Origin of the sequence: Salmonella sp. 32100201201700099SM (assembly GCF_017572645.1) — a bacterium.
Classification (GTDB): domain Bacteria; phylum Pseudomonadota; class Gammaproteobacteria; order Enterobacterales; family Enterobacteriaceae; genus Salmonella; species Salmonella enterica.
Window position 1 is genome coordinate 126,977 of the sequence record NZ_JAGERQ010000002.1, and the last position, 12,088, is coordinate 139,064.

A 12,088-nucleotide genomic window follows, 5' to 3' on the forward strand; every position below is an offset into this window, starting at 1 on the left:
TTAAGAGCCTCATAGGCCAGGCTCTAAGTCGCGCGCCGCGCATAACCGGGCGGCGCGCGCGGCCATTACAGGAATCCGTACATTGCGGCAAAGATCCAGCCAAAGACGCAGGAGACGCTCACGCCAATCAAACCCGGCAGAATGAAGCTGTGGTTAATGATGAAGCGGCCAATACGGGTTGTGCCGGAACGGTCAAACTGAATCGCCGCCAGATCGCTTGGGTAGGTCGGCAGAATATAGTAGCCATAACATGCCGGCGCAGAGGCCACGATATACGCCGGATCGACACCGATAGCCAGCGCGACGGGAACAATCGCCGCCAGCGCCGCTGCCTGGGAGTTAACAAACTTGGAGACCAGCAGCAGAACGATGGCATAGGCCCACGGATACTCTTTGACCATTTCGCCCAGCACGCCCTGAATTTCCGACATATGCGCGCCGAACATGGTTTCCGCCATCCAGGCGATCCCGTATACCGCGACAATCGCAATCATACCGGAACGAAAAACTTCGTTTTTTGAGATAGACGCAGGATTGGTTTTGGTCAGGATGATAATGAGCGCCCCGGTCAGCAGCATGAACATCTGAATGACCAGCACCATCGACAACGGTTTGCCGCCGAAGGTTGGACGTAAGTCGGAGTCCGCGCCCAGGAGAGCGACCACGGCAATCGCCGCCAGGAAGATCCACATCGCCAGCCAGTTGCTTTTCGGCAGTTTTTTATCCAGCAGCGTCGCGGTATCGCCGTACACGTACTGACGGTTTTCCGGTACGGAGATAAATTTCTGAAACGCTTCGTCTTTATCCAGATCTTTACCGCGGAACCAACTAAAAATACCGATTGCCAGGATACCGAGCAGGGTAGACGGGATGGTGATCGACAGCAGATCGAGGAACTCCAGATGTTTTCCGTCAAATGTCACGTTGCCCAGCATCGCTACCAGAGAAACAACGGCGACGGAAACCGGACTGGCGATGATGCCCATTTGCGCGCCGATAGAACTGGCCGCCATTGGACGTTCCGGACGGATATTATTCTTGATCGCCACGTCATAGATAATCGGCAAAATGGTGTAGACCACGTGGCCTGTCCCACACAGAATCGTCAGGGTACAGGTGACGAACGGCGCCACAATAGAGACGTATTTGGGGTTGCGACGCAGCAGCTTTTCGGCAATCTGCAGCATCACATCCAGCCCGCCTGACGCCTGCAACGTTGCCGACGCGGCGACTACCGCGATAATGACCAGCATTACGTCAACGGGCGGTTTACCTGGCTGGAGATGGAAAACAAACACCAGAATGACCAGACCGATACCGCCCAACAACCCGAGCGCGATCCCGCCCTTTCGGGCACCATAAAACAGACATATTAATATTATGAGAAGCTGTATACTAAATAACATTTTTATTTATCCTCGCGATAAACCCAGTCAATTTTGATAAATGGATCACAGCCATCTTCTGATTTGTGTGAATGAGCATCAGGAAATGGCGAATATTCAATGCGCCAGTGGCGACGATTAACGGTTAAGCATTTTACAGAGTTGCTTTAAGTAATTATTTTCTTGCGATGGTGATGTTCAGAGGGAAGCACCCTCTGGCGATGGGCAGGTGGAGTCAGCGAGAGCAGTAAATTATGATTTGTCTGTTTTAAAAACAGGCGTTTATTATTTAATTTTTGTGTCTCGCCATCAGATAAATCACGAGATAAATCGAACAGAATGTGACTTATGTGATCATTGTCACGCCATTTTTTTAAATTATTAGTATGGCGTGTGGAGACGCGTATCTGCTCACCAATATACGTATTGTCCATAGGCGTAGCACAAGCTCCATTGCTACAAACATAATTTTATTTAAGTGTCAGGAAAATTCCGGACAAATCCCTTTTTTAATAAAAATACACACTCTCGGCATGGGATAATACTTAATTAACTTTTGTTAGCGTTTTGAAATTAAAAACAGCGCATGGCGCTGTAATAATAGAAAATAACGTTAACAGGCCTGGGTTGAGTATATTTGATCTGACACAATTTCCCAGGTTTGTTATTAATGTGATAGCGTTTTTATTGGCATTGTTATAATAAATGTTACCAGGATATAACGCTTCGCGTCGGATTTATGCGGTATCCTTACTGACAATATTGTTTCAGTAAAGAGTAATGTTCCGGCTGAACGCGGTAGCGGTAAACCGGCCTGCCGGTCACGCCGTAATGAATACTGGTAAACAAGATATGGCAATTCACCAGCCAGATAAGATATTTACGGCAGGAGACGCGCGAGATATTCACTTCGTTGGCCAACTCGTCGGTAGAAAATTCCTGCTCCTGATGCGCATCAATCCACTGGCATAAGGTGCGTAGCGTTTGCTGCGTCAGCCCTTTTGGCAGCCGGCGAGGCTCCTGCTCGCTGGATGAATTACCGTGAATGAGCAGGTCAAGCTCAGACTGTTCGTAATACTGGCGTTTTTCCATCGCCGTTTTCTTACGTAGCCAGCCGGTCAGCGCTTCTTCAAAGCGCGTGGCCTGAAAAGGCTTGATCAGATAATCCACCACGCCGTAGTGAAGCGAATCTTTAATGGTGGCGGCGTCAGCGGCAGAAGAAATGACAATAACGTCGCTTTTGCAGCCTGCGCTGTGCAGGACAGGCAGCAGATCCAATCCGTTTTCCTGCTGCATATAGATATCCAGCAGGATTAGGTCAATGTGATTTTCACTGTTGAAGATAAACTCTTTCGCTTTTTCCAGCGTCGAAGCGGTTCCACAACAATGAAAACCGGAGATTTGCGCGACATAGCGGCGATTTAACTCCGCGACCATCGCATCGTCATCGACAATTAATACATTGATCATAGGCTGGTCCTTTTTCCATCCCAGGGTAACTGTACAAAAAATTGTGTGAAGATCCCAGGCTCGGACTCCACGGAAATTACGCCGCCAAGCGCTTCAACCTGCTGTTTAACCAGCGCTAAACCGACGCCGCGTTCGGCGCCTTTCGACGAGACGCCTTTTTCAAAAATCGCCTCGATGCGCTCAGGTTCGATACCCGGACCGTCATCGCTCACTTCGCAATGCAGCCAGCCATGACGGTAGTGTAACGAGACGCTGATTTCGCCGCCGGATTCCTGGCTCAACGCTTCCAGCGCGTTTTCAATCAAATTGCCCAGCGCCGTAATCAGCACCGTAACCTGATCTTCATTGTTATTATCCAGTAACTGGCTGTCGCTGCTTATCACCAGGCTGTGCCCGAAATCTGAGGCGCGAGTAATTTTACTGAGCAAAAAACCAGCGATAATCGGCGACTTTATTTTACCCAGCAGCAAACCGATCTCTTCCTGATAGTTATTGGCCGTCTTGATAATATACGCTTCAAGCTGCTTATAACTCTTCAGGTGCAATAATCCCAGAATCACATGTAATTTGTTCATGAATTCGTGGGATCGTTCACGGAGCGCATCCGCGTAGTTCACCATCCCGTCTAACCGCTGCATCAGTTGGCGAACTTCTGTTTTATCCCTGAAGGTGGATATCGCGCCGATAATTTCGCCGTTGCTGCGCACCGGAACGGTATTCACCAGCAGCAGGCGGCCTTTGACGATGATCTCTTCATCGCGGCGCGGCGTACCGTCACGCAACACTTCGCTAATGTCCACCACCTGGGGTGGATAATCTGGCGTCATCCTGCGTTTTTCGATAATCGAGCAGCGCCTGCGCCGCGTGGTTAATCAACGTGACTTCGCCGCTACCATCTACGGCGATAACGCCCTCTTTGATTGACTGCAGCATTGCCTGGCGTTGTTCAAACAGGGTTGAGATCTCATAGGGTTCGAGGCCAAACAGGATACGTTTTAGCACCTTGACCAGCGCATAGGTGCCTAATAATCCCACCAGAGCGCCGAACAGAATGGACCAGATAATACTGCCGCGGCTATTGTTGATCTGCTGCGTAACGTGACTGAGTTCCAGGCCAATCGCTACCACGCCGATCTGTCGGTGGTGTTCATCATAAACCGGTGTGAAAACGCGTAGCGCTTTGGCAAGAAAGCCGCGATTAATGGCAACGTTTTCCTTTCCCTGCAGTGCGAGCAGAATGTCATCGCCTTTGAATGGTTGACCGATTCGCTGCGTTTCTGGGTGCGAATAACGGATGCCCTGCATATTGGTCACCACAATAAACAAAAAGCCATTATGCTGGCTCACCGCTTCGGCGAGCGGCTGAATGCCGCTTTCCGCAGGCGGTTTTTTCAGCCCCTCGCGAATTGCCGGAGAGTCCGCCAGCGAGCGAGCCACCGCCAGCGCTTTATCTGCCAGCGCGTCGCGCGTCATGCTGCTGATTTGCGAAAAATAGATCAGATGGACCACAACGAGCACCGAAAACAAAACGGCGCTGACCATCAGAATGACGGTAGTGCCGAGTTTCATGGGGCGTTTGCGTAACGCCCGGCATGGCAGGGAGTGTTTCATAGTGGACCTGAGCGGACGAATCGTAAGGTTATTATCCCTGATGAGGCGTCTAATTCAAAGGCATAGGCGATGTTGCTCCAGTGTTGAAAAGCCCGTCTAGTCTTGCAGGGGGCGCTACCTGCTCATGTCGTTAATTAATATCGCCGGATACCGTGATGGGTAATTTATTTTCATCAGAATTACATAAAATAATTTTTCATTAATTTTTATAATAACGTATGCGGTATCACATTTTATTTTTACTGACGTTCAGAATGCGTTTGATCACAATCAATCAGCGCTAATATTTAATCTATTATGATTAGTTTTCATTACATATTATTAATAATTATGGAAGCAATGTGAGAAATAAAAAATGGAAATAAAAAAATGGCTGAACACAACCATAACCCGACGTGATGCTATTGTCGCTACTGCAAAAGTAGGGGCGGCGGTGACGCTAAGTCAGGCGATTACGCTGCCTTTTGCTACCACTGCCCAGGCGCAGGATACCCCGATACCGAAGGATGCCAACGGCGAAACCGTCAGGCACAGCGCCTGTCTGGTCAACTGTGGCAGCCGATGCCCGCTTAAGGTTATCGTGAAAAATGATCGCATTGTGCGTATTGAACCGGAAGACGCGAAAGATGACGCGGTATTCGGCGAGCATCAGATTCGTCCCTGCCTGCGCGGGCGTTCCAGTCGCTGGCGCGTTTATAGCCCGGATCGCATTAAGTATCCGATGAAAAGAGTGGGAAAACGCGGCGAAGGAAAATTTAAACGTATTTCATGGGATGAGGCCACAGCCTTTATTGCGGCGGAATTAACGCGCGTTAGCGAAAAATATGGCCGGGAAGCTATTTATTATAATTATCAATCCGGCGCGTATTATCACACGCAGGGTAGACCCGCCTGGATAAGATTACTAAATCTCACCGGCGGTTATTTAAATTATCACAACACCTATTCCACGGCGCAAATCGCCGCCGCCACGCCTTATACCCACGGTGATTATGTCGGTAGCCATTTTACGCAGATCGCGCATTCCGATCTGGTGGTGCTATTTGGCCTGAATCTCTCAGAAACGCGGATGTCCGGCGGCGGTTAGGTTGAAGAGCTGCGCCGGGCGCTGGAGACCTCGAAAGCCCGAGTCATTATTATCGATCCGCGCTATACCGATTCGGTGATTACCGAACACGCCGAATGGCTACCGATTCGCCCAACCACGGACGCCGCGCTAGTCGCCGGCATAGCGCATACGCTGATTACCGAACAGCTTCTCGACGAGGCGCTGGTAAACCGCTATTGCGTCGGCTATGACCGTAGCACCTTGCCGGACACGGCTGCGCCTAACGCCAGCTATAAAGATTATGTTCTTGGCACGGGCGATGACGGTATCGCGAAAACCCCGGAATGGGCGGCGGATATCACCGGAATTCCGGCAACGCGTATTCGCCAACTGGCGCGCGAAATCGCCTCGGCGCGCGCCTGCTATATTTGCCAGGGCTGGGGGCCGCAGCGTCATGCCAACGGCGAACAAACCGTGCGTGCTATTCAGACGCTGCCAGCGTTAACCGGCCACTTCGGGCGGCCCGGCACCAATAATGGCAACTGGCCTTACGGTACGCCGTATGGCGTGCCATTGTTGCCTGTCGGTAAGAATCCGATCACAACCTCTATTCCTTGCTATCTGTGGACGGACGCCATTCAGCATCCGGAGAAAATGACCGCGACGACAATGGGCGTAAAAGGCGCGGACAGGCTAAAAACCGGGATTAAGCTGTTTTTCAACCAGGCCGGTAATACTTTGCTTAATCAGCACGGCGAAACAAACCGCACCCGTCAAATTCTCGCGGATGAATCGCTGTGTGAAACCATTATCGTGATTGAAAACCATATGACGCCCAGCGCGATGTATGCGGATCTGCTGTTGCCGGAGACCAGCTATCTTGAGGCGGAAGACCTGGTGGACAGCTCCTATGCGGCAGGATCGCATAACTATATGATTGCGATTCAGAAAACCGTTAAACCGATGTGGGAAGTGCGCAGCACGTATGACATCTGCGCGGATATCGCCGGGCATCTTGGACTGCGCGAGCAATATACCGAGGGCCGAACTCAGGCGCAGTGGGCGGAGATGCACTATCAGCAGATCCGTGAAAAACGTCCATACCTGCCGGAGTGGAGCGTGGCGAAAGAGATGGGCGTGATTGACCAGCGTATCGCTACCGAGCAGCAGAGCCTTGCGTTTGCCGATTTCCGCGCCGATGCCGAGGCTAATCCACTCTCCACGCCGTCGGGCAAAATTGAAATTTACTCCCAGGCGCTGGCGGATCTGGCGCAAGCGTGGACGTTGCCAGAAGGCGAGCGAATTCCCGCATTGCCGGAATTTTGTCCAGCGAAAGAGTCGCACCTTAACAAAGCATTGACGGCGAAGTATCCGTTGCAGTTAAGCGGTTTCCATACCAAAGGGCATACCCACTCGACCTACAGCAATGTGCTGATGCTGCATGAGGCGGTGCCGGATGAAGTCTGGATTAACCCGATTGACGCCAGCGCCCGCCAACTGAAGTCCGGCGATCGGGTGCATGTATTCAATGACCGCGGCGTGGTGGAGCTTCCCTGTAAAGTTACCCAGCGCATTTTACCCGGCGTGGCGGCGATGCCGCAGGGCGCGTGGACGCGGCTTGACGGCAACGGCGTTGATGTCGGCGGCTGTATCAATACGCTGACCAGCCATCACCCTTCGCCGCTGGCGAAAGGCAATCCGCAGCATACCAATCTGGTTGAAATTAAACGCGCTTAAGGAGTGATGTACGATGAAACAGTATGGCTTTTATGTTGACTCCTCGCGCTGTTCAGGCTGTAAAACCTGCCAGGTAAGCTGCAAGGATAATAAAGATCTGGATGTCGGCCCGAAACTGCGCCGCGTCTATGAATATGGCGGCGGAAGCTGGGTGAAAGAGGGGGAAAGCTGGCATCACGACACCTTTACCTACTACCTCTCTATTGCTTGTAACCATTGCGATGAGCCGGTATGTGTCTCCGGCTGTCCGACCGGGGCGATGCATAAACGCAAAGAAGATGGTCTGGTCGTGGTGGATGACAGCGTATGCGTCGGCTGTCGCTATTGTGAAATGCGCTGCCCCTACGGCGCGCCGCAGTTTGATACGCAGGCAAACGTGATGCGTAAATGCGACGGTTGTCTTGACCGACTGGAGAACAATCTGCGCCCCATTTGTGTGGATTCTTGCCCGCAGCGAGCGCTGGATTTCGGCCCTGTCGATGAATTACGGGCAAAATATGGCACGGAGAATCAAATCGCGCCGCTGCCTTCGGCGTCGTTCACCCATCCTAACCTCATTATTAAACCGCATCCGAAAGCGAGACCCACGGGCGATACGGAAGGCGCAATCATGAACATTCGGGAGGTGCGCCATGCATGAGTTACCGCTGGTCTTTTTTACGGTCTTTACCCAGAGCGCGGTCGGCGCGTTTATTCTGCTGCTGATTGGCGGCGCAATGGGGCTGGTCGCGCCGCGGCGTAAGGCTATCGGTCTGTTCTCGGTGATGTGCCTGTTTGGGATTGGCGTCGTTGTCGGTACCTTCCACGTCGGGCAACCGTTGCGTGCGCTGAATATGCTGCTGCGCGTCGGACATTCGCCGATGAGTAACGAGATTGTCTTGTCGGCGGCTTTTGTGGCGCTCGGCGGTCTGGGGGCGCTCGGTTTATTGCTGAACCGTGCGACGCCGCTGTGTAACGCGTTGGTCTGGTTGGCGGCGATAGTCGGGGTGGTCTTCTTATACGCCGTTCCGCAGATTTACCAACTGCCGACGGTGGCGACCTGGCGTTCATCTTACACCACGGCAATGATGATATTGACGCCGTTGATTGGCGGCGGCGCGTTGGCGGCATTGTTTGGCGTGCGCCGTCTGGGGCTACTGGTCAGCGTGTTGGCGATTTTGGTGAGCTTTTGTCTGCGCCCGGGCTATATGGCGACGCTGATGAGCGCCGATAGCGCTCTGACCGCCGCGCAGCATAGCTGGTTTACCGCCCAGGCGGTATTGCTGGCGGCGGGCGTGGTCGGGGTGGTGGTCTGCGCGCGCCTGAAATCGAGTGCTACGGTGCTGGCCATGACGGCTGTGGTGGTTATCGCGGCGGAGTTGGCGGGTAGGATTGCGTTTTACAATCTGTGGACGCTGCCAATGTAGTTTTTGCCCGGCTTGTGCCATGTAAGCCTGATAAGCGTAGCGTCATCAGGCGAAATATTTCAGGAGCTATTGCTATGCCTTCCCGTGCTGTTTTGCCGCGTATCCTCGGCGCACTGTTTTACTACTCCCCTGAGAGGCCGGAGGTGAAAGCGTTGTTCGATTGTTTGCCAACGTTGCCTGAGCTTTACCCCTGGCGCGATCGCGGACATATTGAATCACTGTGCGCGTCATGGTCGCTACCGGATGATGATGCGCTTACATGGCAATTTTCCGTATTGTTTGAAGGCCAGGGAAAGATGCCCGTCCCGCCCTGGGGATCGGTCTATCTGGAAAAAGATAATTTGCTGATGGGGGAAACCACCGCCGATTATCGAGCTTTTTTACAGTCGCAGGGAATGGTATTCACTGACCGTGAACGCGAGCCGGAAGATCAGTTTGGCCTGATGCTATTAGCCTGTAGCGATCTGCTGGCGCAAGGCGACAACGTGGCGGCCAACCGGTTACTGGAGGCGCATCTGCTACCCTGGGGATTCCGCTATCTGGAATTGCTGCAACGCAATACCGTTAGCGCCTTCTATGCCCGGCTTGCCATCGTAGCGACCTGTTATCTGCAGGATGTTCAGCAGCAACAGGGGCTACAACCTGAGAAGAAACGGTTGTTTTCTAAGGTATTGGTCAGGTTTTGACGACGTGCCGTAATGCTTGTGTCGCCATCGTGCCCGCTGTTGCGTCAGCGGGCACAGTTTACTATTACAGCTCCGGCGTCTTTTTGAAACCGGTCAGCATCAGCACCAGGCTCTGTTTTGAGTCCGCTGGCATGAAATCGTAGTGATTTACCTGACGGTCGCCGCCGATATACCAGGATATTTCCGTTTTCCCTTCCGCTAGCGCTTTGCGCACCGCTTTATCGACATCAACCATGCGATACTCATGTGAATGGTTTAGATATAATACGGCATCGGAACGGTAATTGATCGCCGGTTTATTGTTCCATGACACGCTACTGGCGTGCCAGTCACTGCTGGTCGGGTAAAAGAAAATTTGATCGGCGCCGTTCGTTTTCGTTTTGCCGCCAAAAAGGCGAATACGGTATTTGAATAGCGAAGCGTCCATATTGGCAGGCAGGGGCGGGATCTTAAATTTCACCAGCGTGAGCGTTTCCGGGTGCTGCGTGCGTCCGCCATTTGTCCAGTCATCCTGTACGTACAACGTATCGACGCTGGCATGAGGCTTGTCGTCTTCGCTGCTTACCCAGGTATTTTCTTCCGCTTTACTGTAGGCGTAAGGAACCGCAGTGCCGCAATCCAGTCCCTGATTCATACACAGATCCGTCATAAACTGCGCGCCATCTTCCGTCCAGCCATTCATAAAATCGGCATGGGCGGTATAAATACTTCCCCAGCGCTCTTCCCGGGTTTCGCCATGCATTACCGGGTCCATCGACAATTCCACTTTGGACGTATCCAGCGAGGAGATCTGCGGGAGTACCCAGGCGATGTTCATATTAACCGTCGGGATTTTAACCGGATAGTCTGCGGAACATTTCCCGTGGTCGGCATAGATAGCATTATTGTGGCTATGTGTCGGTTTCAGGTTGACGCCATCCCAACAGTTGGGGAAAGCGATCCCGATATTAAACTGGACGGCATCGCCCGCTTTACGCAGGCCGCATATTTCGCCTACCTTGTTGGTGTAACCTTTGCCGTTGGCACATAAAAAGGTGATTGCGGAACTGGGGCCAGTACCGTGATGATCGCCTGCCAGTAACTCCAGCCCGGCCGGGAATGGATGGAGCGGATATTGCGCTACATTTGTGGATTGATAATAGGTCTTTTGGTAGGCCGGATTTACGATTTCACCATCGGGTAATTTCATGGACGGTGCCCAGTAACCGGAGCTGTCGGCTTTATTATCACAGGTGGTATCGGGTTGCGCGCGCAACGTCTGGTAGGTAGAGACCGCGTCGGTGTGGGTGTTGCCAAAAAAGTCATGCCACATCGCCTGATTCGCTTTACCAAACATCATAATCGCGTCATCGCCCAGCGTGTGGTGATAGCCGCACACGACATGCGCCTGAGGACCGGCATGGGCCGGGAATGCGCCAGCGGCAACGAGCGTAGCCAGGCTGACGGTAATAAGGTTGAGTTTCATTTTTTTGCTGCCCGGTTGAATAGAAGTGGGAGCAGCAATAGCAGATCAAATTACGGTGTTACATCTCATTAATTATCACTTTTTGTCATTTGCCCTGCATACAGGGGCGAATTTGCAGACGTACTATTTAAATAATTAGCCGAAACTACCCTCCTCTTGATTATGTCAATTTACAAAAAGGGTACGTTAGTGATTAAAATCGGGCTTTTTGTGATAACTCTCACTATTTCATTTTGCCTATGCTAATGGCGCTCGCCATAACCGAATAACGATTCTATCGGACATCGGCTTTATTTTTAAGAAATGCGTTACGACATCAGTCGTGACGCGATCTGCTATGGATTTTTTATGAGATTACTAAAACGCGTTATTGTGGTTGTACTCTTGGGCGTGATTTTATTTATGGTCAGGGACGATATACGCTATGTTTATCAACTGATCCTCAAATATGGTGATAAACCCTCGGCGCTAGCACTGAGTAGCTATAAAGCGGTTATTCAGCAAAAACCAGTCGCAGGAGTTAAGAGTAACCTTTCAGGTTTGACCTACTCCGCCGAAGACAGGATGCTTTTCGCCGTTATTAATAATCCCCCTGAACTGGTCTGGTTAACGACAGAAGGGCAGCTGGTAGGGCGGATGCCGCTGCAGGGCATCCACGACCCGGAGTCTATTGCATGGAGTGGGGGCAACCAGTTCCAGATAGGCAGTGAGAAAGATGGCGCGGTCTATAAAACACAGGTGGATATTCAGCGCGGCGCCATGCAGATAATCTCCATGGTGAAGCTTGAGGGCTATGACAAAGCAAAAAATAAAGGGCTGGAAGGTACGGCATGGGATGCGAAAAATGAGAGATTATATGCCGCAAAAGAAAGAAAACCCATTATTATCAAAGAAGTAGAGATGAGCAAAAATGGTATCACCAGAGCGTTGCCTTCTGCCATCACTGCGAGTGTGAGCGATGTCTCCGGACTTGAATACCATGCCCCAACGGATTCGCTGCTGGTGTTGTCGGACGAGTCAAAAATGATTCTGGAGGTCAGTTCCGAGTGGCGGGTGCGCGATCGATTGTTCCTGACGGCGGAGTGGTCAGGGCTCAGAGACGATATACCCCAACCAGAAGGGATTGCCATGGATAATGAAAATAATTTGTATATTGTGAGTGAACCAAATCTGTTTTATAAATTTTCGTGTGATATACAGAATGACTAAAATCTATTTTTACTGTCACAGCATGCTAAAACAGAACAAGGTTGTTAATACCATGATTTGACGATTGCTTG

At 51.5% G+C, this 12,088-nt stretch carries 8 protein-coding genes and 2 pseudogenes; 5 read left to right on the plus strand and 5 right to left on the minus strand.

All coding sequences use genetic code 11. The features are described 5' to 3' along the window. Nucleotides 1–65 precede the first annotated feature (65 nt). The 4 genes and pseudogenes from dcuB to J4685_RS03940 form a co-directional block, all read right to left on the minus strand. Complete coding sequence (gene dcuB / locus J4685_RS03925; RefSeq protein WP_000899148.1) at nt 66–1,406, minus strand: anaerobic C4-dicarboxylate transporter DcuB; 1,341 nt, start codon at nt 1,404–1,406, stop codon at nt 66–68. Nucleotides 1,407–1,552: 146 nt separating this feature from the next. Further along, nucleotides 1,553–1,819, minus strand: coding sequence for a hypothetical protein (locus tag J4685_RS03930; RefSeq protein ID WP_011233240.1), 267 nt, complete (start codon nt 1,817–1,819; stop codon nt 1,553–1,555). A 316-nt stretch (nt 1,820–2,135) separates the two neighbouring features. Beyond that, a complete protein-coding gene (gene dcuR / locus J4685_RS03935; RefSeq protein WP_000611307.1) occupies nt 2,136–2,855 on the minus strand; it encodes a two-component system response regulator DcuR in 720 nt (239 codons plus the stop codon). Next, nucleotides 2,852–4,466: pseudogene (locus J4685_RS03940) on the minus strand (sensor histidine kinase). Before J4685_RS03940 ends, dcuR begins: the two are co-directional and overlap by 4 nt. Nucleotides 4,467–4,821: 355 nt before the next feature. Between J4685_RS03940 and J4685_RS03945 the strand changes: the two are divergent. From J4685_RS03945 to J4685_RS03960, 4 genes and pseudogenes are all read left to right on the plus strand, one after another. Continuing rightward, nucleotides 4,822–7,251: pseudogene (locus tag J4685_RS03945) on the plus strand (DMSO/selenate family reductase complex A subunit). A 13-nt stretch (nt 7,252–7,264) separates the two neighbouring features. Further along, nucleotides 7,265–7,891 carry a DMSO/selenate family reductase complex B subunit gene (locus J4685_RS03950; RefSeq protein ID WP_000816143.1) on the plus strand — a complete coding sequence of 209 codons (627 nt, stop codon included), beginning with the start codon at nt 7,265–7,267 and terminating at the stop codon, nt 7,889–7,891. Next, nucleotides 7,884–8,657 (plus strand): dimethyl sulfoxide reductase anchor subunit family protein, encoded by a 774-nt coding sequence (locus tag J4685_RS03955; RefSeq protein WP_000544919.1) that lies wholly within the window; start codon nt 7,884–7,886, stop codon nt 8,655–8,657. The genes J4685_RS03950 and J4685_RS03955 overlap by 8 nt, the downstream gene beginning before the upstream one ends. A 74-nt stretch (nt 8,658–8,731) precedes the next feature. Next, nucleotides 8,732–9,343 carry a molecular chaperone gene (locus tag J4685_RS03960; protein WP_016505071.1) on the plus strand — a complete coding sequence of 204 codons (612 nt, stop codon included), beginning with the start codon at nt 8,732–8,734 and terminating at the stop codon, nt 9,341–9,343. A 64-nt stretch (nt 9,344–9,407) separates the two neighbouring features. On the opposite strand, the gene J4685_RS03965 is transcribed toward J4685_RS03960, so the two are convergent. Further along, nucleotides 9,408–10,808, minus strand: a complete 1,401-nt coding sequence (locus J4685_RS03965; RefSeq protein ID WP_000773797.1) for a DUF1996 domain-containing protein — start codon at nt 10,806–10,808, stop codon at nt 9,408–9,410. Between the two features lie 303 nt (nt 10,809–11,111). Between J4685_RS03965 and J4685_RS03970 the strand changes: the two genes are divergently transcribed. Continuing rightward, complete coding sequence (locus J4685_RS03970) at nt 11,112–12,017, plus strand: SdiA-regulated domain-containing protein (RefSeq protein WP_001268193.1); 906 nt, start codon at nt 11,112–11,114, stop codon at nt 12,015–12,017. Nucleotides 12,018–12,088 lie beyond the last annotated feature (71 nt).

Coding starts and splice junctions, on each gene's coding strand:
- dcuB (WP_000899148.1), bottom strand. CDS start 1,406: ATGTTATTTAGTATACAGCTTCTCATAATATTAATATGTCTGTTTTAT.
- J4685_RS03930 (WP_011233240.1), bottom strand. CDS start 1,819: ATGGACAATACGTATATTGGTGAGCAGATACGCGTCTCCACACGCCAT.
- dcuR (WP_000611307.1), bottom strand. CDS start 2,855: ATGATCAATGTATTAATTGTCGATGACGATGCGATGGTCGCGGAGTTA.
- J4685_RS03950 (WP_000816143.1), top strand. CDS start 7,265: ATGAAACAGTATGGCTTTTATGTTGACTCCTCGCGCTGTTCAGGCTGT.
- J4685_RS03955 (WP_000544919.1), top strand. CDS start 7,884: ATGCATGAGTTACCGCTGGTCTTTTTTACGGTCTTTACCCAGAGCGCG.
- J4685_RS03960 (WP_016505071.1), top strand. CDS start 8,732: ATGCCTTCCCGTGCTGTTTTGCCGCGTATCCTCGGCGCACTGTTTTAC.
- J4685_RS03965 (WP_000773797.1), bottom strand. CDS start 10,808: ATGAAACTCAACCTTATTACCGTCAGCCTGGCTACGCTCGTTGCCGCT.
- J4685_RS03970 (WP_001268193.1), top strand. CDS start 11,112: ATGCGTTACGACATCAGTCGTGACGCGATCTGCTATGGATTTTTTATG.